The organism is Massilia sp. NBRC 108631 (assembly GCF_059704565.1).
On sequence record NZ_BAAKJE010000086.1, the window covers coordinates 1 to 24,881 of the forward strand.

The window sequence follows — 24,881 nt, forward strand, 5'->3', positions numbered from 1 at the left end:
CCGTTCGGGTTGATCAGGTAGACCTTGCCGTTCGACTGCAGCGCGCCGAGGATCTTGCTGGGGTCCTGGCCGACAATACGGTTCAGCACCTTGCTGTCGCCGCTCTGCTGGATGAAGCGGGTGATCTCGTTGGGATTGATGGAGAAATTCTGCCAATTGATGATGGTGTTCGGCGTATTCGTAATGGTGTACAAATTGCCTTGCTGGAGGAAGCTGGCCTGGCCGGCCACGACTTGCGGGACGCTGGGATTACCGTAGGCGGAACCATAGCAAGCTGCTACCAACACCGCCAGCAGCTTGCGCCGCATGCCTTGGGGAACCTGACCTGTCATCATCGTGCTTACCTCGTTGTGCGTATTATTTAGCGAGTCACCAGCTCAGGTCGACCCTGATGTGCAGGCGATTCTTATCCTGTAGCGGCATCTGGCTGGAGCGCACCACATGGCCGTAATCCACTTGCAAATCCACGTCGCGGGAGAGATTGACGCGCAGGCCCACGCCCACGCTGCCGATCGCCTTGGTGCGCAGCTCGCCTCCCTGTTCGCGGTTGCGCTTGATCATTCCCTTGTCATAAAACACCAGCGCGCGGCAGCGCCAGCGCGCATCGCCGCACAACTGCGGCGAGTATAGCTCGACATTGGCGGTCAGTCCGCTGTCATTTGCCAGATCGCGGGCGCTAAAACCACGCACCTGCGCGCCGCCGCCGGCGCCGATCTGCTCGCCGGGCACCAGCGCGTCGCGCGTGTACTGGCCGTTGACGGCCGCGCGCACCTGGAAATCGCGCGGCAGCTGCCGGGTCAGGCTGGCCGCCAGCCGCACTATGCTGTAGCCGGCGTCCGCGCCGGGACGGGCGCGGCTAAAGTCGGCCTGGCCGCCGCGCGGCCCGCCGGCCAGGTTGCGCAGCACCGTCACCGAGCCGCTCGCCTCGCCCTGCTCGAACAGCCAGCTGCCGCTGTAGTTCACCGTCAGCGGACGGACCGTCACGTCGTAGCCCGCTTCGCTATCCTGCCAGCCTTCGCCGCGGAAGGCCTTGATGCCAGCGCCGTAGTTCAGACGCGACTCATGGCCCTCGCCCCTGGCCAGCAGCTGACTGTAGCGCGCGCCCAACATGGCGCCCTTGCCGCCCTCGGGCCAGGCCCGGGCTTTCCACGCATAGTCGCTCTGGTTGTAGCCGCCGTACAGGTCCAGCGTGTCGCCCGATGACGCCACCGGCAGCCGATAGTCCAGCCGCAGCGCGCCGCCACCGTTGTCGGCGCTGGCCGAAGCGCTCACGGCGGGCTTATCCGCCGCGCCCTGGACTGCGTCCTGGCCGGCCGGGCAAGCAGCGCCCGAGGCGGCGGCCAAAGCCGCAGCAGCCAGCAGTTGCACGACGCGGCATCGCATGATGGCCTCCGCCCGGACTTGACCTGAGAGAAATACTTATTACTCTCAGTTTAGTCCGAATCGCGTCTTGCGTCCGCTTTTTTTGGCCGCCTGATGTATTTCCGCACAGATACTTTATGTTGGCTTACTTGGTATCAAAGGTGGTTACGCCGTCCCAGTCCGGCGCCGGCGGATGGGTGCGGTAGTAGCCAATGCGCTCCAGGTAGAGCTGGTACAGGCCGTGCGGCGCGGCCGCGTCGAGCGCTTCCAGCGCCGCCTGCGCCGCGTCCCACTGCTGGCTGCGCACCAGCGCCAGCGCCGCGTGCCAGCGCGCCAGCCCGGCGCGCGCCGCTTCATCCAGTTCCCCTTCCCGCCCCAGCGGCTCGAAGATGGCCACCGGCTCGTTCTTGCCCTTGACCCGCACCAGGTCCAGCTCGCGGTAGGCGAATGCCGGCGCCGCCGCGCGGGTGGCCTCGCCCACCGCGATGCCCACGCTGTACACCTTGGTGATGCCTTCCAGGCGCGACCCCAGGTTGACCGCGTCGCCCATGACAGTGTAGGCGCGGCGGATCTGCGAGCCCATGTCGCCCACGTGCATCTGGCCGGTATTGACGCCGATGCCGATCTTCAGCTCGGGCCAGCCGCGCTGAATGAAATCCCGGTTCAGGCGCTGCGCGCTGGCCTGCATCAGCAGCGCGGTGGCCACGGCCCGGCTGGCGTGGTCCGGGAAGGCCACCGGCGCGCCCCAGAAGGCCATCACGGCGTCGCCGATGTATTTGTCCAGCGTGCCCCGGTGGCTGTCGCGGATGTCGGTCGACATGGCCGTCAGGTACAGATTGATGTATTCGCGCAGCGCCTTCGGCGTCAGGCCCTCCGAGATGGTGGTAAAGCCGCGCACGTCGACGAACATCACGCTCAGCTCGCGGCTTTCGCCGTCCATATTGTATTTTTCCGGGTTCTCGGCCATCTCGGCCACCAGCTCGGGCGCCACGTATTCGCCGAAGCGCGACACCAGCGCGCGGCCGCGCCGCACTTCGAAGAAATAGCCCCAGGCCACGTTCAGGATGAACAGCGCCAGCGCCAGCACCAGCATGGACGAGACATTGAACACCAGGTCGTGCGCGCGATACAGGTAGAAGTTGACGGCGCCGGCCGCGCCGATGGCCAGCAGCGACAGCGCGATCGACCAGGCCGGTGCCAGCACCGGCAAGGCCAGCGCCAGCAGCAGTCCCAGCACCACCAGCTGCGCGGCCTCGAACACGGAAGCGTAGTCGGGCCGGAACTTGAAACTGCCGTCGAGGATGGAGCTGATCATGTTGGCGTGGATCTCCACCCCGGGATACTGGGCGTTGACCGGCGTGGCCCGCAGGTCGTTCAGCCCCGGCGCGGTGGTGCCCACCAGCGCGATGGCGCCGGCCAGCTGCTCGGCCGGCACCGCCCCGCGCAGCACGTCGGCGGCCGACACGTAGCGGTAGGCGCCGCCCTGCGGCCCGCCCGCGCCGCGGTACTGGATCGCGGTGGTCAAGCCTTCGCCGACCGGGATGCGGATGTTGCCTTCCTCATGGAACAGGGCGATCGCCTCCAGGCCGCCGTTGGCGCGTTCAGCTTCGGACAGGGTGTCCACCGTGCCCTCGAACAGCGGCGCGATGGAACGCGCGCGCAGCGCCACGGCGGCGGTGGCCAGCGACAGCGTGGGATAGTAGCCGCGGCCGATTTTCTGCAGCAGCGCGGTGGAACGCACCACGCCGTCGCGGTCCGGCATGGCGGTGAAAATGCCGGCGCTGACGGCCGCCTGCTGCAGGCGCGGGATGTTGGCCTCGTAGCCGGCCACCGCGTAGGCATGCACGGTGCGCCCGTTCAGGGCGTCCTCGGTGAAGGCAGGCTTGGGCAGCATGCCCCTGGCCTGGGTGCCGGACAGGCTGTAGCCCAGCACCACCGGCTGGCCCTGGATCGCCTGCGCCAGCAAACCGTCGTAATCGAGTTGCGGCTGCAGGCGCGCCAGCTGGCCCTGCAGGCCCGCCACCTGCTGCAGCTCGCCCTGCGCCAGCTGTTTCAGCACGTCGTAGCCGGAGCTGGTGTCCGGCTCGGGGAAGGAGACGTCGAAGCCGACCGCGGCCACCTCGTAATTCACCGTCAACTGCTCGACCAGCCTGGCCATCACGTTGCGGCTCCACGGGAAGCGCCCTACTTCGGCCAGGCTTTTTTCATCGATATCGACAATCACCACGCGCGGGTCGAGCACCGGCGTCTCGGCCCGCATGCGCAGGCCGGACATGAACGTGTCCATGCGGTCCAGCGTATCGATGTGCAGCACATTGGCCGTATGCAGGATGGCGGCCGCGCACAGCAGCAGTCCCAGCGCCCAGCGGGCGCCGTACTTGCGCAGCGGTTTCAGCACCGGGACACCATGGACGGGGCCACGTCAGGGAACGTAGCCGGGAATCTTCGACTCGTCCACCTGGTCCAGCTGGCGCGCGTCCACATTCTTGTGCGCGAACTCCAGGTAGACCTTGGAGCGGATGAAGATGTCGAACAGGTCCGGATCGATATGGCCGTTCAGGCTGAAATTGCCCAGGATGCGCAGCGACTCCGACAGCGGCTTGCCCTTCTTGTAGGGCCGGTCGCGCGCGGTGAGCGCCTCGAAGATGTCGGCAATGGCCATGATGCGGGCCTGCACCGACATCTGGTCCTTGGTCAGGCCGCGCGGATAGCCCTTGCCGTCCATGCGCTCGTGGTGGCCGCCGGCGTATTCCGGCACGTTCTGCAAGTGCTTGGGCCACGGCAGCGATTCGAGCATGCGGATGGTGACGGCGATATGGTTGTTGATTTCCTTGCGCTCCGGCTCGGTCAGGGTGCCGAAGCGGATGTTCAGGTTCTCCACCTCCTCGGCGGTCAGGAAGTGCTGTTCCTCGCGCAGGAACGGCGGCTCCTCGGCGCCGGGCTCCTTCTTGTACACCCGCGGACCGGTCCAGCGGTAGCCGGCGATCTGCAGCACGCGCTGCTGGTCTTCCGGCTTCATGCCCTCGCCGCCCACATTGGCCTGGCGCAGGAACTGGCGGTCCTGTTCCAGCTGCGCCAGTTCCGTGGCCAGCGCGGCGTCGATGGCGGCGTGATCGGCGGCGCTGCCGCCGGCCAGCTTGGCCTTCAGGGCGCGGATTTCCGCATCGCGCATCAGCACCTCGAAGCGGGTGCCGACCATGTGGATGCGGTCGAAAATGGTTTCCAGCTTGGTGCCCTTGTCCACCACGTGCACCGGGGTGGTGATCTTGCCGCAGTCGTGCAGCAGGCCTGCCAGCCACAGCTCCTTGCGGTCGCCGTCGTCCATGCGGAACTCGGCCAGCGGGCCGGTATCGGTGTTGTGCACCGCCTCGGCCAGCATCATGGTCAGCTCGGGCACGAACTGGCAATGGCGGCCGGTATAGGGCGATTTTTCGTCGATGCCGATGTTGATCAGGTTGACCAGCGCTTCCAGCAGGTCTTCCAGCTGCTGGATCAGGCGCTGGTTGGTCAGCGCCACCGCCGCCTGGGCCGCCAGCGCCTCGATGAAGCGCTGGTCGGTCGGCGAGAAGGCGCGGATCTCGCCGCTGGCCGGGTCCTTCGCGTTGACCAGCTGCAGCACGCCCACCAGTTCGCCCTCGTGGTCGGTCATCGGCACGGTCAGGAAGGACTTCGAATGGTAGCCGCGCTGCTGGTCGAACGAGCGCATGCCGGAGAAGTTGAACACGTCGGCCTGGTACACGTCTTCGATGTTGACCGAGAGCCGGAAATTGGCCGAATAGGCGGCCACCGACGACAGGTTCTTGTCGCCCAGCTCATCGAACAGCGGCACGGCCGGGATGTCGATCCGGTCGCCGCGCGCCCCGCCCTGGCGGATGCCCAGCGTGTCGTTGACCGAGATGTGGAAACACAGGCTGGCGCCGTCGGCGCTGGGGCGGTACAGCGTGCCGCCGTCGGCATGCGTCAGGGCCTTGGCCACCATCAGGATGCGCTCCAGCAGCTCGTCGGTTTCATGGCTGGCCCCAAGGGCCACGCTCAGTTCGGTCAGCTGGTCCAGCCTTTGCGCGATTTGTATGTGGTTCAGCTCTTGCATGGTGTTTTTTATAATCTTTTCGAAGCACAGGCGTGTAGTGGAAGTGTAGCCGCAGCGCAAGCCGCTGTACATTGGAAATCGCGCAAACGGCGCGCCGTGTTTCAGTTGACGACACTGCACCGCCCAGCTCGCTCAAATTCGCAACTTTTGGCCCAGAATTGATGAAAAAAAGGCTATCATCCAAGCGGGATCGCCACTTGCCTGTTCGATCATGGTTCATGCAGAACAGTCAACAGAAGGGCGGCAGTGACAGCACATAAGCGGGCCGAGTTAAGGGTAGAGAGCATGAAATTCAAATTTTGGGGGGTGCGCGGTTCGATCCCGTCCCCGGGTCCGCGCACCACGCGCTATGGCGGCAACACCACCTGCATCGAGGTGCGCAGCGACGACGATACGCTGATCATCATCGACGGCGGCACCGGCCTGTTCGCGTTGGCGCAATCGCTGATCTCCCAAAAGAAAACCCCGGTGCAGGCCAACATCTTCATCACCCACAGCCACTGGGACCACATCCACGGCCTGCCCTTCTTCACCCCGCTGTTCATCAAGGGCAGCCGGGTGCGCCTGCACGGCACCACCGACCCGGACACCGGCAACGGCATCGAGCACGTGATGGGCGTGCAGCTGCAAAACAGCTATTTCCCGGTCAGCGAAACGCAGATGGACGCCACCATCGAGTACCGCACGCTGGCGGTGGGCGAAGCCATCGAGGTGGGCGACGCGGTGGTATCGAACGTGGTCATGAACCACCCGGTGATCGACCTGGGCTACCGCATCGACTGCGACGGCAAATCGGTGTTTTTCACCGGCGACCACGAACCGCACTACAACATCTACCCGGAGCAGCACCCGGAACACGCGGCCTACCAGCAGTACATCGAGGAGCGCATCGGCGCCCTCGAGGACAAGGTGCGCGGCGTGACCGCGCTGATCGTGGACTGCTCCTACACCCGCGAAGAATACCCGGCCAAGCGCGGCTGGGGCCACGGCACCTTCGATTCGGCCTTCGACATGGCCATCAAGGCCGGCGCCAAACAGCTGTACTGCACCCACCACGAACCGACCCGCAGCGACGACGAACTGGAGGCCGTATTCGCCGAAGTGCTGGCGCGCCGCGCGCCGCTGCCGGAAGGCCTGCAGGTGGTGCTGGCCTACGAGGGCCTGGAAGTCACGTTGTAGCGTAGTTGCAAAATTAACACTTTCGCGTAGACAAGCGTCAACCGCCCCGTTAGACTAGTCCATGTTGCACTGCGGCGGAGAAAACAGTGAGCGAACACAGCGCAATCCAAGCGTGGCAAGACCCGGCGGACGCGGTGATGGTCAACCGCATGCGTTCGCTGCTCTCGGCGTCCTGCCTGCTGACCCTGTATATCGATCCGGACGCCATGGGCCGCACCAACGCGTTTGCCGCGCCGGTGTTCGCCGCCTTCCTGGTCTACAGCCTGGCGCTGGACTACAGCCGGGCGCGCCGCTGGGCGCGCGCCGTGGCCTGGGTGGACGTGCTGTGGTTTTACCTGATCGTGCTCAGCACCGGCGGCTCGAGCAGCTTTTTCTACCCCTTCTTCTTCTTCGCCATCCTGAGCGCGGCCTTCACTTCCGGCCTGGCCGCCGGGGCCCGCATCACCATCGCCTCCACCCTGCTGTTCGCCAGCACGGCCGCCTTCACCACCAGCGGCGACGAACTGGCGCGGGTGCTGCTGCGCGCCACCTTCATGCTGGCGCTGGGCTACATGATTTCGCACTGGGGCGGCATGGTGGTGTCGCAGCGGCGCCGCCTGGAACTGCTGCACGAGGTGAGCCGGCAATCGAACCCGCGCTTCGGGGTCGACCACACGGTGGCCTCGGTGCTGGACAAGACCCTGAGTTTCTACGGCGCCGGCACCTGTTTGCTGCTGCTGCGCGACACCGACACCAAGGAATGGATGCTGCGCACCGCCAATACCGGCCAGCCCGGCCACGCGCTGCACGACAAGCGCCTGAGCGCCGAGGCGGCCGAACCGCTGCTGTGCGTGCGCAGCGGCCAGGTGTTGCTGTACCAGCGGCCGCTGTGGCGCTGGCTGCGGCGCGGCCACGAGGCGCACGAATGCCAGCGCGACACCCACAGCTGGAGCCGGGTCGATCCGGCGCCGGCGGGCCGCCTGGCCGAACTGATGGACGCCATTTCCCTGATCGCCGTGCAGGTGCCGCTGCGCCAGGGCGAAGGCTGGCTGATCGTGGCGTCCCGGCGCGACCACAGCCAACAGGACGCGCTGTTCCTGCTGCAGATCGCCGGCCAGGCCTTCCCCATCATCGAAAACATCGCCCTGCTCGACCGCATGGCCTCGGAAGCGGTGTTGCGCGAGCGCGAGCGTATCGCGCGCGACATCCACGACAGCACCATCCAGCCCTATATCGGCTTGCGCCACGGCGTGAGCGCCATGCGCAAGCGGGCCGCGCCGGACAACCCGCTGCTGCCCGACCTGGACGGGCTGCTGGACATGATGGGCCAGGTGATCGTCGACCTGCGCCGCTTTGCGCAAACCTTCCGCAGCGGCGAGGCGCCGCGCGAGCCGGAGCTGCTGGTGGCGCTGCGGCGCCAGGCCAGCCAGGTCAAGCAGTTCTACGGCATCGACATCACGGTCGACAGCACCGGCCAGCTGGCCGTCAACGACCGCCTGGCCGCCGAGGTGTTCCAGATCGTCAACGAGGGCATGAGCAATATCCGCAAGCACACCGAGGCGCGCACCGGCGCCGTGACGCTGGCCTGCGACAAGGGCGAACTGCGGGTGCGCATCGAGAACGACTGCCGCAGCCTGACGCAGGCCGATTTCCTGCCGCAATCGATCGCCGAGCGCGCCTTCGCGCTGGGCGGCAGCACCCGCGTGCAGGCCAGCGCCGGCCGCCGCACGGCGATCGAAGTCGTCATTCCTGTCTGAAGCGCCGATGAGCACACCCGCCACGCCCGCCAATCCCGCCCCGCCATCGGCGCGCATCCGCGTGCTGCTGGTGGACGACCACAAGACCATCCTGTGGGGCCTGGACCGCCTGGTGGGCAGCGAGGCCGACGGCATGGAAGTGGTGGGCGCGGCCTCCGACATCGCCGGCGCGCTGGCGCTGACGGCGCAGCTGGCACCGGACGTGGTGGTGCTGGACCTGGACCTGAACGGCAAGAGCTCGCTGGAGATCCTGCCGACCCTGGCGGCCGCGCCGGGCACGCGGGTGCTGGTGCTGAGCGGCACCCGCGACCGCGATCAGCTCGACCAGGCAGTGCTGCGCGGCGCGCGCGGCGTGGTCGGCAAGGAAGCGGCGCCGGAAATCATGCTGAAAGCCATCCGCAAAGTGCATGAAGGCGAGCTGTGGCTGGAACACGGCATGCTGGGCCGCATCTTCGAGGAAATGCGCAAACCGGCCCACAGCGCGCCGCCGCAGGCCGACCGCCTGGCCAGCCTGACCCTCAAGGAACGCAAGATCTGCCAGCTGCTGGCCGACGGCGGCGGCGCCGTCAACAAGGCGCTGGCCGAGCAGCTGTACATCTCGGAACACACGCTGCGCAACCACCTGACCGCCATCTATCACAAGCTGGGCGTGACCAACCGGCTGGACCTCTACATCTTCCTCACCACCCCGCAAAACGGCCGCCACGACGGCTGACGCTGCGCGACTGTTGTTTTTCGCCAAATTCTCACACTTTGTCACGCTCCGATCACGCTTTTCGCGTGTTGTCATTCTGCGACTACCTCCCTGCAAGCCGCGCCATTACGTGCTTCCATGACAAATGTCCTGCCTGTTGGAAATGGAAATAGGGTGTGTGTCATGGACGAAAAAAGGACATTCATCTGATGTAGCTCAATTCCCCCAGGAATATATTGTTTCCATGGCAGCGCTAATCCAAGCACAGCCCCGCGAGGAGAACAGCATGCAAGCAGCAGACAGTAGGCCGGTCTCCACACGGGGTTTCCTGGGCAGCGAACAGGGCGCCACCTTTTACGAAGCGGTACTGCTGGCGGCACTGGTGAGCGTGGTTTGCATCATCTTGCTGCTGGCGCTGGGCAAGGGAATCTGAACCGCCGCACCGCGGTTGCAGAGGCTACACATCGGGGTGCATTTCTTTAACCAAAGGAGAATCATCATGCAAGCAATTCAAAAATTCTGGCAGCAGGAAGACGGTGTCACCGCAATCGAATACGGCCTGATCGCTGCGCTGATCGCAGTAGCCATCATCGTCGGCGTCACCGCCGTGGGGACCAAGCTGAACACGATGTTTACCAACATCAGCACCAAAATCAGCGGCGTCACGCCAGCGGCCTAAACCAAGACGGCGGTTCCGGGACGGGGTGAGCCCCCGTTTCGGCCCGGCCGGAGCCCGCCTCCGCCACCGCACTCCCCACACCAGACACAGCGAGGGCACCATGAAACGCCGCCTCTGCCGCTTTCTCAACGACCGCTCGGCCGTTACCGCGATCGAATACGCACTGCTGGCTTCCCTGATCGCAGGCGTGGTCATCGTCGGCGCCACCGCCTTCGGCGACGCGCTCGGCAATATGTACATCTACGCCAGGGACTTGATCGTCCTTGCCCTGCAATGAAATCCATGACGACATCGGCGCCGGCAACGCTGCTGCGCGAACTGGCCCCCGCACTGCGCGCACACCGCTGGCTGGCCCTGGCGGTCGCCGTGCACGCGCTGGCCGCCGCCGCCATCCGTATCCGCTACCACAGCGGCGCCGGGCTCGGCACGCTGCTGGCCGGCTACGCCTCGTCGCTGCTGGTCGGCCCGCTGTTCGCGCTGGCCGGCTATGCGCTGTACGTCATGCTGTTCATCCGTCCCCGCCTGCTGCTGCGCCACCTGGGCCAGCAGCTGCGCGGCTACCTCAGCCGCGAGCGCGTGCTGTTCGCGCTGCCGGCCATGCTGCTGCTGTCGCTGTTTGCCGGTAGCTTCACCGAATTGAAAGCGGCCGTGCCGCTGATACAGCCATTCGCGCTGGACCGCCGCCTGGCCGAACTGGACCTGGCGCTGCACGGCGGCGTCGCGCCCTGGGTCTGGCTGCAGGCGGCGTTCGGCCATCCGCTGCTGACGGCCGCGCTGAACCTGGCCTACCACCTGTGGTTCTTCATCATGTTCGCGCTGACCTACTGGCTGGTGTTCAGCAGCGAACGCGCCGCCCTGCGCATGCAGTTCCTGTTCAGCTTTGTACTGACCTGGGCCTTGCTGGGCAACGTGCTGGCGGTGCTGATGTCCTCGGCCGGGCCGTGCTACTACGGCCTGGTGCTGGACGGCGCCAATCCCTACGCCGCCCAGATGCAGGCCCTGCATCTGGCCGACCGCGAGGTGCCGCTGCTGGCGCTGCGGGTGCAGGAAATGCTGTGGCAGGATTACCGCAATGGCAGCGCCATCTCCGGCATGGCAATTTCGGCCATGCCCAGCATGCACGTGGCCAGCTCGGTGCTGATGGCGCTGGCCGGCTGGCGCCTGAACCGCGCTGCCGGCATGGCGCTGACCGCGTTCGCGCTGCTCATCATGATTGGCTCGGTGCACCTGGGCTGGCACTACGCGGTGGACGGCTACGTCGGCGCCATCGGCGCGGCGCTGCTGTGGAAGCTGACCGGCTGGCTGCAACACGGACTGCCACGCCAGATACCGGGCCGCGCGCTGCCGGCCGGGAGGCCGCATCATGGTTAATCCAGCGGCCCACGCAGTGGCGGAATTGCCGGCTGGCTCCATGGCCGCCGCGATGACCGACGCCGTACTTGCCTCGATGACCGGCCTGGCCACGCGGCTGGCTGCCGACCCGCGCATGGCGCTGCCGCTGCTGCTGCTGCTCGGCCTGATGGCGGCCGCCGTCTGGCACGACGTGAAGGCGCGCCGCATTCCCAACGCCCTGGTGCTGCCGGGTGCGCTGGCCGGCCTGGCGCTGCAGGGCATGCTGCCGGCCGGCGCCGGCCTGTACGCCCACCCCTTTGGCGCGCTGGGTCTGCTGCTCGGGCTGGCCGGCATGGCGCTGGGCCTGGCCATGCTGCTGCCCATGTATATGCTGGGCACCATGGGCGCCGGTGACGTCAAGCTGCTGGCCATGGCCGGCGCCTTCCTGGGCCCGCAGCAGGTGCTGGGGGCCGGCCTGCTGTCGCTGCTGGCCGGCGGCCTGCTGGGACTGGCGGTGGCCGCGCAGCGCGGCGACCTGGCGCGAGTCTGGAACAACCTGCGCACCATGCTGCTGTCGACCATGCTGCGCGGCATCGGCGGCGGCCGCGTCAGCGTGGACGCCCCCACCGCACCCACCGGCCAGTTGCCGTATGCCATCGCCATTGCGGCGGGCACCACCCTGCAGCTGCTGCTATCCGACCTTCCAGCCTGGCGAGACCTGCTATGAAAACAACGACCACTCCCCTGCGCTGCCTGCTTGCTTCGCGCACCCTGCACGCCTGCGGCGCCCTGCTGCTGGCCGGCGTCTGGATCAGCTTCTGCTACAGCCACCTGCTGGCCTGGCAGCATACCGGCGCCTGGAGCTACCTGCTGTTCGCCGGCTCCGAATCGCTGGTGGCCATGCTGTTCCTGCTGCGCGACCGCCCGGCCGCCGTGTCGGACGCGCCGCTGGACTGGCTGCTGGCGCTGGCCGGCACCGCCACCCCGCTGCTGTTCACGCCCACGGCCAGCGGCATGCTGCCAGGCGGCGCGGCGATGATCGCCGCCGGCGTGCTGCTGCAAATCGGCGGTCTGCTGTCGCTGAACCGCAGCTTCGGCCTGGTGGCCGCGCGCCGCACCGTCAAGACCGGCGGCCTGTACCGCCTGGTGCGCCACCCGCTGTACGCCAGCTACCTGCTGATGTACCTGGGCTACGTGCTGGTCAACACCAGCCTGGCCAACCTGCTGCTGGTGCTGCTCGGCGTGGTGCTGCTGATGGCCCGCATCGTGCGTGAAGAGCGCTTCCTGGCGCGCGACGTGCAGTACCTGAATTACATGGGCCAGGTGAAATGTCGCCTGATTCCCCTGCTGTTCTGACCCGAGGTCCCGCCATGCCAGCCGATACCGCCCAAGCCGTCCTGTCCCGCCCTGCCGCCGCGCCGGCACAGCCGCCGCTGCCGCTGAAGGGCACGCCGCGCAAGCCCGCGCCGCGCACCGTGGAGGAAACCGGCCTGCCGTTCATGTTCCTGACCGAGCTGCTGGGCAAGATGCTGGCCATGCGCGGCCAGCTGCGCCTGGCCGAGCTGTCCGCGCTGAGCAAGCTGCCGCCCAGCGTGCTCGATCCGCTGCTGACCTTCATGCGCGCCGAAAAGCTGTGTGAGATCGGCCGCCGCGGCAGCAGCGGCACCGACGCCGACCTATATTACAACCTGACCGAGTCCGGGCGCGTGCGGGCGCTGGACGTGCTGCGGCGCGACGCCTACGCCGGCCCGGCGCCGGTGCCCCTGGCCGACTACGCGGCCCAGGTGCAGCAGGACAGCGTGCGCCACATCGGCATCACCCGCGAGCGCATGCAGCAAGTGATGGGCCACCTGGTGATCAGCACCGAGCTGCTCGGCCAGCTAGGCGCGGCGCTCAATTCCGGCCGCGCCATGTTCGTGCATGGCCCGGCCGGCAGCGGCAAGACTTATCTGGCCGAGCGCCTGCGCCTGCTGCTGCAAGGCGAGATCACGCTGCCCTACGCGCTGATGGTGGACGGCGCGGTCATCTCGCTGTACGACCCACTGGTGCACAGCATGATAGAGGAAGGCGGGCCGCCGCCCGGCATGTTCGACCGCCGCGCACCGCGTGACCAGCGCTGGCTGCGCAGCACGCGCCCGGCGGTGCTGACCGGCGGCGAGCTGACCCTGGACATGCTGGACCTGCGCTTCGACACCGGCTCGCGCCTGTACCTGGCGCCGCCGCACCTGAAGGCCAACGGCGGCGTGTTCATCATCGACGACCTGGGCCGCCAGCGCTGCTCGCCCAGCGAACTGATGAACCGCTGGATCGTGCCGATGGACCGCCACCTCGATTTCCTGGCGCTGCAAAGCGGCTACAAGTTCCCTATTCCGTTTGACGTGACCGTGGTGTTCTCGTCCAACCTGGCGCCGGCCGACCTGGCCGACGCAGCTTTCCTGCGCCGGCTGGGCTACAAGATCCACGTCGGCGCGCTGACCGAGGCGCAGTACCAGCGGGTATTCCAGCAGCAGTGCGAACAGCTGGCTATCCCATACGCCGAGGAGCACTTCCGCTACCTGCTGGACCAGCTGCACGGCCCGCAGCAGCGCGCGCTGATGGCTTGCTATCCGCGCGACATCCTGGGCCAGGTGTGCGACCTGGCGCGCTATCAGGGCTGCACACCGCAACTGGGACGGCCGGTGCTGGACTGGGCCTGGAACAATTATTTCACTGGCGCCTGAACCCGGCGCAACGCCGGCAAGGCAGAGGAGACGAACATGAGAAACACACGCGCACTGGTGATGATGCTGATCGCCGTGATACTTGCAGGCGGCGCCGTGCTGGTGGCGGCACGCTGGATCAATGGACAGGCCGCCAGCCAGGCCGGCACCGGCAAGGTGGCGGTGGCGCTGGTCGACATCGCGCTGGGCTCGCGCCTGAACCCCGACATGGTGCGCATGGTGGACTGGCCGGCCAACGCCATGCCGCCCGGCGCCATCAGCGACCCCAAGCTGCTGGCCTCGCGCGTGACGCGCTCCAGCCTGCAGCGCGGCGAGCCGCTGATGGAAGGCAAGCTGGCGCCGCCCGGCACCCAGGGTGGACTGTCGGCGGTGGTGGCCGAGGGCAAGCGCGCCATGACGGTGCGGGTCAACGACGTGGTGGGCGTGGCCGGCTTCGCCCTGCCCGGCAACTTCGTCGACGTGCTGGTCAACACCCAGGAGGACGGGCCGCGCGGCATGAAGGACGCCAGCATCTCCAAGATCGTGCTGGAACGGATACTGGTGCTGGCCATCGCCCAGGAAGCGGGACGCGACGAGACCAAGCCCAAGGTGGTCAACGCGGTAACGCTGGAACTGTCGCCGCAGCAGGCCGAGCGGCTGGACCTGGCGCGCAGCGTGGGCACCCTGTCGCTGGTGCTGCGCAACCAGGCCGACCCCGACCCGGTGCGTACCGCCGGCGCCACCAAGGCCAGCCTGCTGGACGCCAAGCTGGCGGCCGCGCCGCCGGCGCCAGCCCCGGCCCGGGCGGCAGTGCTGGTGCGCCCCCGCCCGGCGCAGCCGCCGCGCGAAGCTGACATGGTGGAAGTCATGCGCGGCACCGCCGTCAGCTTTGAACGCTACTGAACGCTACTGAACGCCATTGAATGCGATTGAATGCCATGAACGCCACGAACGCCATTGCGCGGCCGCTTCGGCCAGCCACAGGAGACCATCACATGAAACCACTCAGCACAAGGGCGCCAGCGGCGCGCCGGCACCTTCTGGCCATCGCGGCCTGCCTGGCGGCGGCCAGTCCGGGCGCCGCCCTGGCCGCGGCAGCGGCCGCCGGCGGCTGCGAAGGCGTGACCACGGCGGGCGAACCCGGCAAAGTGCAGGAAGCGCCGCGCCGCCTGCCTGCGGCCAAGGGCCCGGCGCAGACCACGGCCGTGTCGCTGGCCGAGGGCCGCTCGGTACTGCGCCCGCTCGACGCTCCGGTGGCGCGCCTGTTCGTCAGCGATCCCTGCGTGCTGGACGCCAAGTACATCCAGCCCAACCAGCTCTACCTGATCGGCAAGCGGCCCGGCGCCGCCAACGTCATCATGTGGAACCAGCAGGGCGACGCCAGCATCCTGGACGTGACCGTCAGCATGGACACTGCCGTGCTCAAGGCCAGCTATGCGATGCTGCCGGAAAAAGTGAGCGAATCGATCCGCATCACGCCGGCCGGCGACACCATCATCGTGTCCGGCACGGTGGCCGACGTGGTGCAGGCTGAACAGGTGCTGGCGCTGGCCAACGCCCACTTGCAGCGCGGCCGCAGTCCCGCCCAGGGCCAGGCCGAAGGCCAGGGCCAGGCGGCGCCCAAGGTGGTCAACATGCTGGCCATCGCCGCGCCGCAGCAGGTAATGCTGGAGGTGAAAGTGGCCGAGGTGTCCAAGACCCTGGTCGACCAGCTGGGCGCCAGCCTGGGCATGAGCCGCACCATCGGCTCCTGGACTTACACCATGCTGACCAATTTACTGAGCAACAACCCGGCCGTGCTCGACGGCTTCAACAACCGCAATGGCAACTTCCTGACGCTGGATGCGCAAAAACGCGACGGCCTGATCAAGGTGCTGGCCGAGCCGACCATCATGGCCATCAGCGGCCAGGAAGCCAGCTTCCTGGCCGGCGGCAAGATCTTCATCCCGGTGGCGCAAAACAACAACGGCGGCCAGCAGACCATCACGCTGGAGGAGAAAGAGTTCGGGGTGGCGGTCAAGTTCACCCCCACCGTGCTGGCGGGCGGCCTGATCAACCTGAAAGTGGCGCCCGAGGTGTCCGACCTGAACAAGGAAGGCGTGGGCATCACCGCCACCGGCGTCAACACCACCGCCATCCTGCCCTCGTTCACCACGCGCCGCGCCACCACCACGGTGCAGCTGCGCGACGGCCAGAGCTTCGCGATCGGCGGCCTGATCAAGAACAACGTCACCACCAACGTCAAGGCCTTCCCGGTGCTGGGCGAGATCCCGGTGCTGGGCGCGCTGTTCCGCAGCAGCGACTTCCAGACCGACCGCAGCGAACTGGTGTTCGTCATCACGCCGCGCCTGGTGCAGCCGCTGCCGCTGGACTACAAGCTGCCCACCGACGGCTACATCCAGCCCAGCCGCAGCGAGTTCTTCTTGCAGGGCAAGCTGGAAGGCAAGCCGCCGGCCGCCCCCGCCTCCACCGCAGCCGCCGCCGGCGGCGGCTTTGACCTCAAATAGGAGTCCATCATGCAGACTTCCACTTTCCTTGTCCCCGTGGCCGCATCGCTGCTGGCCTTGCTGGCCGGCTGCGCCCAGCAGTCGCCGCTGCTGGACGCCCAGATGGAGCAGTCGGTACGCATGCTCAACGTGCAGCAGGTGCGCTACCCGGAGGCCGGCCGCCAGGCCAGGCCGGCCGACGGCATCGACGGGCGCGCCGCCGCCAGCGCCTACGCCCAGTACCAGAAATCGTTCCAGGCGCCGGAACCGCAGCCGCAGGCCTTCACCATCGGCATCGGCAGCGGCAGCGGCAAAGGCAAATAGGCGCCGCCATGTTCTCGCTCCTGTCCCCAGCCCAGCGGCGCCAGCGCGGCGCCGTGGCGGTCATCGCCGCCATTGCCCTGCCCATCCTGATCGGCTTTGCCGGCCTGGCGCTGGATGGCGGCCGCCTGTACATGCAGAAGACCGAGCTGCAGAACGCAGCCGATGCTTGCGCATTGGCCGCCTCGCGCGAACTGACCTGCGACCCGTCGGCCGGCGCCTGCGCCGCCAGCTTCCTCATCAACGCCGAGAACGCCGGCCTGGCGGTGGCCGGACGCAACCGCATCGATTTCCAGGGCAGCCCGCTGGGTTCGGCCCAGCTGACCGCCGCCGACATCACCTTCAGCACCACCTACGGGCCGGCCTCGTCCTACCTGTCGCGCGCCGCCGGCGCCAGCCCGGCCGCCAAATACGTGCGCTGCCAGCCGCGCCAGACCGGCGTGCTGCCCTGGTTCATGCAGGTGCTGGGCGTAGGCGCGCAATCGATCAACGCCGACGCGGTGGCCTCGCTGTCGCCGGCCCAGACCAATTGCGCCATTCCGATCGGCGTGTGCATGACCGCCACCGGCACCTCCAGCAATCCGTTCGCCGGCCTGACCGTGGGCCAGTGGGTGACCAGCAAGCTGAGCTCGTCGGCCACCGGCAGCTTCGACTGGATCGATTTCACGCCGCCGGGCGGCGGCGCCAGCGAGCTGGGCGACCTGCTCAAGGGCACCGGCCAGTGCAGCACTTCCTCGTCCAGCAACGTGGGCGAGCAGGGCAACAAGGCCAGCCTGGCCAAGGCCTGGAACACCCGCTTCGGCCTGTACCAGGGCAGCGACAGCGTCACCACGGCCACCCCGGACTACACCGGCTTTGCCTATACCGCCACCAGCTGGCCGTCCAAATTCAACGCCTACGGCGGCACCAGCGGCAGCACCAGCAACTTCCTGGCGGCGCGCACCCTGTTCAAGCCCTACCAGGGCGACAGCGCGTCCGGCATCAACATCATCGGCAACCCGGCCGTCAGCAGCGCCGCCCAGCACCAGCAGTATGGCGCCGACCGCCGCCTGGTGACCGCGCCGGTGGTCAATTGCGCGGCCTGGGCCGGCGGCACCGGCTCGCAACAGGTACCGGTGCTGGGCTATGCCTGCGTGCTGATGCTGCACCCCATGGGCAAGGACGACGACGAGGTGTTCCTCGAATACCGCGGCAAGTCTACCGACCTGTCCAGCGCCTGCGCCACTTCCGGCGCGGTGGGCGGTCCAAGCAGCATGGGGCCGCTGGTGCCGGCCCTGGTGCAATAGGAGCGGCCATGCACACGTCCGACTTCCGCTCCTCGCTCCGCGCCCTGCGCGGGCGCCGCCCGGCGCTGCGGCGCCAGGCCGGCACCGCCGCCATCGAACTGGCCATCCTGGCCACGGTGCTGGTGCCGCTGACGCTGGGCGTGACCGAACTGGGGCGCGCCATGTACCAGTACAACTCGCTGATCAAGGCCACCCGCGACGCCACCCGCTACCTGTCCGGCCAGGGCCCCGGCGACGCCGCCGACATCGCCATCGCCCAGTGCCTGGCCGTGTACGGCACGCGCGACTGCAGCGGCAGCACGCTGCTGCCGGGCCTGACCACGGCCATGGTCAGTGTGTGCGACAGCACCAGCTGCGCCGGCACGCACGCCAACCAGGCCACCGGCAGCGGCGTGATCAACCTGGTGTCCGTCACCATCAGCGGCTATGTGTTCACCCCGGTGGTGCCGCTGCCGGTATTTACCAACCTGACCGGCGCGACCATCACGTTCAGCGACGTCAGCACCACCATGCGGCAGATCCTATGAAAACGCCAACCACACGCCATTTCTCGGCCCGCCAGCGCGGCACCACCGCGGTCGAATTCGCCATCGTGGTGGCGCTGTTCCTGATGCTGCTGCTGGGCATGATGGAAATGGGCCGCATGCTGTACTACTGGAACGCGGGCGTGGAGGCGACCCGCCTGGGCGCGCGCGTGGCGGCCGTGTGCGACATCAACGACAGCGCCATCAAGACGCGCATGCAAAACATCCTGGACATCCTGCCCACGGCCCAGATCAGCGTGACCTATGCGCCGGCCGGGTGCGACCTGAACACCTGCACCAGCGTCACGGTGAGCGTGCTGGCCGGCACCACGGTGGCCACTTATATACCCTTTGTCCCGCTGGCGCTGACGTTGCCGGCGTTTAGCACCACGCTGCCGCGCGAGAGCATGCGCAGCGCCATCGACGGCATCGCCAACCCGGTGTGCGATTGACCTCAAGGAGCAGCATCATGCGTATCATCGTTGTGTCGCAAGCGGAAAAAAATCTGCTGGAAATAGCCCGGCTGCTGCGCGAGCGCAGCACTGCCGACGAAATCGACGTGGTGGCCGGCACGCTGGCGCGGCTGCAGGAGCCGCGCGGCGCGGCCGTGCTGCTGCTGCACCAGGCCACGCTGGACAGCGCCGACCTGGAGCAGCTGGAAGTGCTCAGCAGCCGCAACCCGGCCATGGCCATCGTGCTGGTGTGCCAGCCGCAGCCGGCCGAATTCCTGCTGCGCGCCATGCGCAGCGGCGTGCGCGAAGTGCTGGCCGCGCCGCTCGACCCGTCCCAGCTGCACGCGGCCATGCGCCGCATCGAAGACAAGCTCAGCGCCAGCAACCGCTCGCTGGGCAAGGTGCTGGCCTTCATCTCCTGCAAGGGCGGCAGCGGCGCCACCTTCCTGGGCACCAACCTGGGTTACGCGCTGGCCACCCAGGAAAACAAGCGGGTGGCGCTGCTGGACCTGAACCTGCAGTTCGGCGACGCCTCGCTGTTCGTGTCCGACCGCAAGCCGCTGGCCACGCTGTCGCACGTGGCGCAGCAGATCCACCGCCTGGATGCGTCCTTCCTGGCCGCCTCGATGGTGCAGGTGTGCCCCAACTTCCATGTGCTGGCCGCGCCGGACGACCCGGCCCAGGCCAATGACGTCAAGCCCGAGCACGCCGAGCAGCTGCTGCAGCTGGCGCGCCTGCACTACGACTTCGTGCTGCTCGACATCGGCCGCAGCCTGGACGCGGTGAGCGTGCGCGCGCTGGACCACGCCGACATGATCTTCCCCATCCTGCAGCTGACCCTGCCCTACATCCGCGACGGCAAACGCCTGCTGGGCCTGTTCCGCTCGCTGGACTACAGCCGCGACAAGATCCACCTGATCGTCAACCGCTACGCCGCCAGCGGCGAGATCCGCCTGAGCGACTGCGAAGAAGCGTTCGGCTCGCCCATGTACAAGACCGTGCCCAACCACTACGAGGCGGCTGCCGCCTCGGTCAACCAGGGCGTGCCCATCCTGCAGCTGGCGCGCACCAGCCCGGTTTCCCGCGCGCTGCTGGAAATGGCGCGCACGCTGGTCGGCGACAACGCCGAAGAATCGCGCAGCTGGCTGTCGCGCATGCTCAAGCGCGCCTAGTCCCGGACTTTCACCCAATACAGGAGACACCCGCCATGACCTCGGAAACCCAATCACTGCGTGACCGCCTCACCAGCGGCGGCTCGGCCTTCGGCAGCACGGCGCCGTACGCGCTGCCGAAAGCGGGCGGCGTCGACAGCACCACCTACCAGGCCCTGAAACACCGCACCCACCAGGCCCTGCTGGACCGGGTCGACCTGGAGGGCATGCAGCAGCTGAGCAAGGGCCAGATCCGCGACGAGCTGGCAGTGCTGGTGAGCCGCCTGCTGGACGAGGACACCGTGGTCATCAACGACGCCGAGCGGCGCAGCCTGACGCGCGACATCCAGTACGAGGTGCTCGGCTTCGGCCCGCTCGAGCCGCTGCTGTGCGACCCGACCGTGTCCGACATCCTGGTCAATACCCACAGCCAGGTGTATGTGGAGCGCGGCGGCCGCCTGGAACTGAGCGAGGTGCGCTTCACCGACGACGCCCACCTGATGAAAATCATCGACAAGATCGTCTCGCGCGTGGGGCGCCGCATCGACGAGTCCAGCCCCATGGTCGACGCGCGGCTGCCGGACGGCTCGCGCGTGAACGCCATCATCCCGCCGCTGGCGATCGACGGCCCGATCATGTCGATCCGGCGCTTCGCCGCCGAGCCGCTGCGCCTGGCCGACCTGGTGGAATTCCAGAGCCTGAGCAGCGGCATGGCCACCATCCTGCAGGGACTGGGCAAGGCCAAGGTCAACATCCTGATCTCGGGCGGCACCGGCAGCGGCAAGACCACCATGCTGAACGTGATTTCCGGCTTCATCAGCCACGCCGAGCGCATCATCACGGTGGAAGACGCGGCCGAGCTGCAGCTGCAGCAGCCCCACATCGTGCGGCTGGAAACGCGCCCGCCCAACATCGAGGGCAAGGGCGAGGTGACGCAGCGCTCGCTGGTGCGCAACGCGCTGCGCATGCGGCCGGACCGCATCATCCTGGGCGAGGTGCGCGGCGGCGAGGCGCTCGACATGCTGCAGGCCATGAACACCGGCCACGAGGGCTCGATGGCCACCATCCACGCCAACAATCCGCGCGAGGCGCTGACACGGCTGGAAAACATGATCAGCATGGCTGCGGCCACCCTGCCGGTGAAAGCCATGCGCCAGCAGATCAGCTCGGCCATCGGCGTGGTGGTGCAAGTGGCGCGCCTGACCGACGGCAAGCGCAAGGTCATGTCGATCGCCGAAATCACCGGCATGGAGGGCGAAGTGATCACCATGCAGGAAGTGTTCAGTTTCAAGCAGACCGGGGTCGACCAGGGCGGCAAGGTGCTTGGCGCCTTCCGTGCCAGCGGCGTGCGGCCACGCTTTTGCGAGCGCCTGAAGAGCTTTGGCGTGACGGTGGACGAGACGCTGTTCGATCCCAGCCGGGATCTGACGTAACGGGACGGCGGCCAAGCGGGCCTGACTAGGAGAACCATCGTGGACTATCTCTATTACATCTTCGGCATCCTGATCTTCATCGCCGTGGTGCTGGCGGTCGAAGGCCTGTTCCTGGGCTGGAACGCCAGCCGCGGCCCGGAGGCGGAACGGATTGCGCGCCGCCTGCGCATGATGTCGGCCGGCGCCAACGGCGAGGGCAGCTCGATGATCAAGCAGCGCCTGCTGAGCAAGTCGCCGCTGATGCAGCGCCTGCTGCTGGGCATGCCGCGCGCGCACCAGCTCGACCGCTTGCTGGAACAGTCCGGCCTGAGCTGGAGCGTGTCGCGCCTGCTGACGCTGATGGGCCTGGCGGTCGTGCCGGTGGCCATCGCCGCGCTGTGGGCCGGCCTGCCGCCGCTGCTGGCGCTGGCGGTGGGCGCGGCCGGCTGCCTGCTGCCGCTGCAGTACGTGATGCGCCGCAAGCGCCGCCGCCTGCAGCAGATCGACCAGCAGCTGCCCGACGCGCTCGACCTGATTGGCCGCGCGCTGCGCGCCGGCCACGCCTTCCCCACCGCGCTCAACATGGTGGGCAACGAGATGCGCGACCCGATCGCCGGCGAGTTCGCCACCGCTTTCGACGAGGTCAATTTCGGCATCGCCATGCAGGACGCGCTGATGAACCTGGCCACCCGCGTGCCCAGCACCGACCTGCGCTACTTCGTCATCGCCGTCACCATCCAGCGCGAGACGGGCGGCAACCTGGCCGAGCTGCTCGACAACATCAGCACCATCATCCGCGAGCGCATCAAGCTGCTGGGCCAGGTGCGCGTGCTGTCGGCCGAGGGCCGCATGTCGGCCTGGGTGCTGGGCCTGCTGCCCTTCGGCGCGGCCGCCATGATACAGCTGGCCAACCCGGCCTTCCTGAACGTGCTGTTTACCGATCCGGCCGGACGCATGATGCTCGGCTTCGCCGGCGGCCAGATGCTGCTGGGCTTTTTCGTCATGCGCAAGATGATCCATATCCGCGTGTAGCGCGCGCCGCATCCTCCGAACCTGTAGACCTGTAGAACCGGGAGTCCGCCATGAGTCCATTCCAATTAGCCAGCCTGGCCCTGCTGTTCGTGGCCGTGTTCGGCGCCGTGCTGCTGATGCTGAGCCGGCTGTCGCGCAGTCCGGTGCAGCAGCGCCTGGCCGAGGTCGGCGATTCGGCCGAGCGCAAGCGGCGCGCACCCGGTCCGTGGAGCGCGCGCATGACGCGCTGGGCCTCGGCCCTGGGGCAATTATCCGCGCCCGAGAACAGCTGGGAAAATTCGGCCATCCGCACCCGCTTCATGAATGCCGGCCTGCGCCATCCTACCGCTCCCACCTTGTACTTCGCGGCCAAGACGGCGCTGGCCATCGCGCTGCCGCTGACGCTGTACCTGGGGCTGAACGTGGGCGTCGGCCGCCTGGAGGGCAACTCGCTGCTGATGTGGCTACTCATTGCGGCGGCCGCCGGCTACTACCTGCCCAACCAGCTGCTGCGCATGCGCGTCAAGCAGCGCCAGCGCGAAATCTTCGAGAGCTTCCCCGACGCGCTGGACTTGATGACGGTGTGCGTCGAAGCCGGGCTGGCGATTGACGCCGCGCTGGGCCGGGTATCGCAGGAGATCAGCCTGCGCAGCGCGGTGCTGAGCGAGGAGCTCAAGCTGGTGACCCTGGAGCTGCGCGCCGGCAATCCGAAGGACCGCGCGCTGCGCAACCTGGCGCTACGCACCGGGGTGGACGACGTCGACGCGCTGGTGGCCATGCTGATCCAGGCCGAGCGTTTCGGCACCAGCGTGGCCGATTCGCTGCGGGTGCAGTCCGAAACGCTGCGCACCAAGCGCCGCCAGCGCGCCGAGGAAGCAGCCGCCAAGATCGCGCTCAAGCTGCTGTTCCCGCTGATTTTCTTCATTTTCCCGTCCCTGCTGGTGGTGTTGATGGGGCCGGCTTTCATCCAGATCTACCGGGTGCTGCTGCCCGGCATGAGCAGCCAATAAGGAGACTTCCATGTCCCACGATTCCATGTCTCACGATTCCATGTCCTGCGCGTCCGTTTCCCGCGAGTCCACCATCCGCGCCGCAGCCGTGCGCATCAGCGGCACGCGCCGCCTTCCCGCACCGCTGCTGGCCGCTTGCAGCGCGGTACTGCTGCTGGGCTGCGCGTCGCCGCCGCCGCACACCACCGCGCTGGCCGTGCAGCCGCTGCTGCGCATGCAGCACAGCGGCGACCAGGGCGCGGCCGCCTGGTACCGGCTCGGCAAATACCACCAGGAGCGCGGCCAGATCGGGCTGGCGATGGGGGCCTACGCGCAGTCGCTCGCGCTGGACGGCCGCCAGCTTGACGCCCGCATGGCGGTGGCGGCCATCGACGCGCGCCAGGGCCGTCTGGCCGAAGCGCGCGACGCCTTGCTGGCCCTGGTGGACGACTACCCGGCACAAGCGCAGCTGAGCAACAACCTGGGCTATGTGTACCACCTGATGGGCGACCAGCAAGCCGCCATCGCCATGCTGCGCCGCGCCCTGGCGCTGGACGCAGCCAGCACCCGTGCGCAAGACAATCTGCGTCTGGCCGAAGCGGCGGCTGCCGCCGGCGCCGCCAGCGCCCAGCTGGCCGCCGCGCCAGCGCCAGCACCCATCAGCACCGCGATCAGTCCCTCCGCCGGGGCCGCTGGAACCGCAGTGCAAGCTGTACCGGCGGTGTCCGCCGGTGCCGCTCCCCCCATGCCTGCCGCCACCGCCACCGCACCAGCGGTGCCGGCCACGCGCTTGCCGCTGCCTGCCGCCCCCGGCGCCGTCACCGCCTCGGCGGCAGCGCTGCCCGCCGCCGAGGCCGTCGACGCCGGTTTGCCGCCGCCAACTCGCGCCGAACTGCGCGAAGTGCAGGAGCAGCTGCGCCAGCTCCAGTTGCGCCACGCGGCGACCGAAGCGGCCGCCGCAGCCGCCACGAAAATAGCAAGCGATGCTGCCGCAACCGTGGCAGCGACCGCCACCAGCTTGGCCGTGGCGCCATTGCCTGCCACTGCATCGTCGGCCCCTGCGCCGCTGCCCGCCGTGCCGGCGCCTTCCGCCGCGCTGCTAGCGCAGCTGGAAATTGCCAACGGCAACGGCGTGCCCGGCCTGGCCAAGCGCTTCCGCCGCGCACTGGCGCAACTGGGCATCCCGGTCGAGCGCCTGAGCAACGAGAAGCCCTACCGCCAGCAGCAGACCACCATCGAGTACCGCCCCGGCTACCGCCAGCAGGCTGCCGAGCTGCAAGCCGCGCTGCGCGGCCAGGCCATGCTGCAGGACGCCGGGCCGCGCACGCGCACCGAGCTGCGCCTGGTGCTGGGCAAAGACGCGCCAGCCCAGCTGGCCAGCGCGGAAAACGCCGCCACCTTGCTGGCCGCCCTCGGCACCGGCATCAGCACAAACACCAGCAGCAACGATTGAGCGTCCAGAACAATTCCAAATCCAA

The 24,881-nt window shown here is 67.9% G+C and carries 25 protein-coding genes; 21 read left to right on the forward strand and 4 right to left on the reverse strand.

The genetic code is table 11. The features are described 5' to 3' along the window. The 4 genes from AC6H42_RS10365 to AC6H42_RS10380 form a co-directional block, all read right to left on the reverse strand. A partial coding sequence (locus AC6H42_RS10365) for a two-partner secretion domain-containing protein (RefSeq protein ID WP_497547971.1) occupies positions 1-335 on the reverse strand: 335 nt, incomplete at its 3' end. Positions 336-369: 34 nt separating this feature from the next. Continuing rightward, positions 370-1,383 (reverse strand): ShlB/FhaC/HecB family hemolysin secretion/activation protein, encoded by a 1,014-nt coding sequence (locus AC6H42_RS10370; protein WP_157201140.1) that lies wholly within the window; start codon positions 1,381-1,383, stop codon positions 370-372. 124 nt (positions 1,384-1,507) lie between these two features. Then, a complete protein-coding gene (locus tag AC6H42_RS10375) occupies positions 1,508-3,760 on the reverse strand; it encodes a CHASE2 domain-containing protein (RefSeq protein ID WP_497547972.1) in 2,253 nt (750 codons plus the stop codon). Between the two features lie 24 nt (positions 3,761-3,784). Continuing rightward, positions 3,785-5,452: an HD family phosphohydrolase gene (locus tag AC6H42_RS10380; protein ID WP_057157761.1), complete on the reverse strand. Its 1,668-nt coding sequence runs from the start codon at positions 5,450-5,452 to the stop codon at positions 3,785-3,787. A 285-nt stretch (positions 5,453-5,737) separates the two neighbouring features. Here AC6H42_RS10380 and AC6H42_RS10385 point away from each other — a divergent pair, with 285 nt between their 5' ends. The 21 genes from AC6H42_RS10385 to AC6H42_RS10485 all read left to right on the forward strand — a co-directional run bounded on the left by AC6H42_RS10385 (position 5,738) and on the right by AC6H42_RS10485 (position 24,856). Continuing rightward, positions 5,738-6,631 (forward strand): MBL fold metallo-hydrolase, encoded by an 894-nt coding sequence (locus AC6H42_RS10385; RefSeq protein ID WP_497547973.1) that lies wholly within the window; start codon positions 5,738-5,740, stop codon positions 6,629-6,631. An 86-nt stretch (positions 6,632-6,717) separates the two neighbouring features. Continuing rightward, positions 6,718-8,367, forward strand: coding sequence for a sensor histidine kinase (locus AC6H42_RS10390; protein WP_057157719.1), 1,650 nt, complete (start codon positions 6,718-6,720; stop codon positions 8,365-8,367). A gap of 7 nt (positions 8,368-8,374) precedes the next feature. Further along, positions 8,375-9,082: a response regulator gene (locus tag AC6H42_RS10395; RefSeq protein ID WP_057157718.1), complete on the forward strand. Its 708-nt coding sequence runs from the start codon at positions 8,375-8,377 to the stop codon at positions 9,080-9,082. A 265-nt stretch (positions 9,083-9,347) separates the two neighbouring features. Beyond that, a complete protein-coding gene (locus AC6H42_RS10400; RefSeq protein ID WP_157201139.1) occupies positions 9,348-9,494 on the forward strand; it encodes a hypothetical protein in 147 nt (48 codons plus the stop codon). A 66-nt stretch (positions 9,495-9,560) separates the two neighbouring features. Then, the gene (locus tag AC6H42_RS10405; RefSeq protein WP_082552129.1) at positions 9,561-9,740 is read left to right on the forward strand and encodes a Flp family type IVb pilin; all 180 of its coding nucleotides are present in this window, start codon (positions 9,561-9,563) and stop codon (positions 9,738-9,740) included. Positions 9,741-9,840: 100 nt separating this feature from the next. Then, positions 9,841-10,017 carry a Flp family type IVb pilin gene (locus tag AC6H42_RS10410; protein WP_082552128.1) on the forward strand — a complete coding sequence of 59 codons (177 nt, stop codon included), beginning with the start codon at positions 9,841-9,843 and terminating at the stop codon, positions 10,015-10,017. Positions 10,018-10,022: 5 nt separating this feature from the next. Beyond that, positions 10,023-11,111: a phosphatase PAP2 family protein gene (locus AC6H42_RS10415; protein ID WP_057157717.1), complete on the forward strand. Its 1,089-nt coding sequence runs from the start codon at positions 10,023-10,025 to the stop codon at positions 11,109-11,111. Next, entirely contained in the window at positions 11,104-11,799 is a 696-nt protein-coding gene (locus tag AC6H42_RS10420) for a prepilin peptidase (protein ID WP_229418324.1), read from the forward strand. Before AC6H42_RS10415 ends, AC6H42_RS10420 begins: the two co-directional genes overlap by 8 nt. Beyond that, positions 11,796-12,428, forward strand: coding sequence for a methyltransferase family protein (locus tag AC6H42_RS10425; protein WP_497547974.1), 633 nt, complete (start codon positions 11,796-11,798; stop codon positions 12,426-12,428). Before AC6H42_RS10420 ends, AC6H42_RS10425 begins: the two co-directional genes overlap by 4 nt. 14 nt (positions 12,429-12,442) lie before the next feature. Then, the gene (locus AC6H42_RS10430; RefSeq protein ID WP_497547975.1) at positions 12,443-13,792 is read left to right on the forward strand and encodes a DUF8689 domain-containing protein; all 1,350 of its coding nucleotides are present in this window, start codon (positions 12,443-12,445) and stop codon (positions 13,790-13,792) included. Positions 13,793-13,828: 36 nt separating this feature from the next. Further along, positions 13,829-14,674: a Flp pilus assembly protein CpaB gene (gene cpaB, locus AC6H42_RS10435; RefSeq protein WP_057157715.1), complete on the forward strand. Its 846-nt coding sequence runs from the start codon at positions 13,829-13,831 to the stop codon at positions 14,672-14,674. Positions 14,675-14,766: 92 nt separating this feature from the next. After that, positions 14,767-16,278, forward strand: coding sequence for a type II and III secretion system protein family protein (locus AC6H42_RS10440; protein WP_497547976.1), 1,512 nt, complete (start codon positions 14,767-14,769; stop codon positions 16,276-16,278). Between the two features lie 9 nt (positions 16,279-16,287). Beyond that, positions 16,288-16,581, forward strand: a complete 294-nt coding sequence (locus AC6H42_RS10445; RefSeq protein WP_497547977.1) for a hypothetical protein — start codon at positions 16,288-16,290, stop codon at positions 16,579-16,581. Between the two features lie 8 nt (positions 16,582-16,589). After that, positions 16,590-17,864, forward strand: coding sequence for a pilus assembly protein TadG-related protein (locus tag AC6H42_RS10450; RefSeq protein WP_057157712.1), 1,275 nt, complete (start codon positions 16,590-16,592; stop codon positions 17,862-17,864). Between the two features lie 8 nt (positions 17,865-17,872). Further along, a complete protein-coding gene (locus tag AC6H42_RS10455; RefSeq protein WP_082552126.1) occupies positions 17,873-18,391 on the forward strand; it encodes a TadE/TadG family type IV pilus assembly protein in 519 nt (172 codons plus the stop codon). Next, complete coding sequence (locus AC6H42_RS10460) at positions 18,388-18,840, forward strand: TadE/TadG family type IV pilus assembly protein (protein ID WP_057157711.1); 453 nt, start codon at positions 18,388-18,390, stop codon at positions 18,838-18,840. Before AC6H42_RS10455 ends, AC6H42_RS10460 begins: the two co-directional genes overlap by 4 nt. 17 nt (positions 18,841-18,857) lie before the next feature. After that, positions 18,858-20,012 carry a CpaE/TadZ family protein gene (locus AC6H42_RS10465; protein ID WP_057157710.1) on the forward strand — a complete coding sequence of 385 codons (1,155 nt, stop codon included), beginning with the start codon at positions 18,858-18,860 and terminating at the stop codon, positions 20,010-20,012. A gap of 35 nt (positions 20,013-20,047) precedes the next feature. Beyond that, positions 20,048-21,424, forward strand: a complete 1,377-nt coding sequence (locus tag AC6H42_RS10470) for a TadA family conjugal transfer-associated ATPase (RefSeq protein ID WP_057157709.1) — start codon at positions 20,048-20,050, stop codon at positions 21,422-21,424. Between the two features lie 39 nt (positions 21,425-21,463). Then, positions 21,464-22,435 (forward strand): type II secretion system F family protein, encoded by a 972-nt coding sequence (locus tag AC6H42_RS10475; RefSeq protein ID WP_497547978.1) that lies wholly within the window; start codon positions 21,464-21,466, stop codon positions 22,433-22,435. Positions 22,436-22,485: 50 nt separating this feature from the next. Continuing rightward, positions 22,486-23,424, forward strand: a complete 939-nt coding sequence (locus tag AC6H42_RS10480; RefSeq protein WP_057157707.1) for a type II secretion system F family protein — start codon at positions 22,486-22,488, stop codon at positions 23,422-23,424. Between the two features lie 10 nt (positions 23,425-23,434). Beyond that, positions 23,435-24,856, forward strand: coding sequence for a LytR C-terminal domain-containing protein (locus AC6H42_RS10485; protein WP_497547979.1), 1,422 nt, complete (start codon positions 23,435-23,437; stop codon positions 24,854-24,856). The last annotated feature ends 25 nt before the right edge of the window (positions 24,857-24,881 follow it).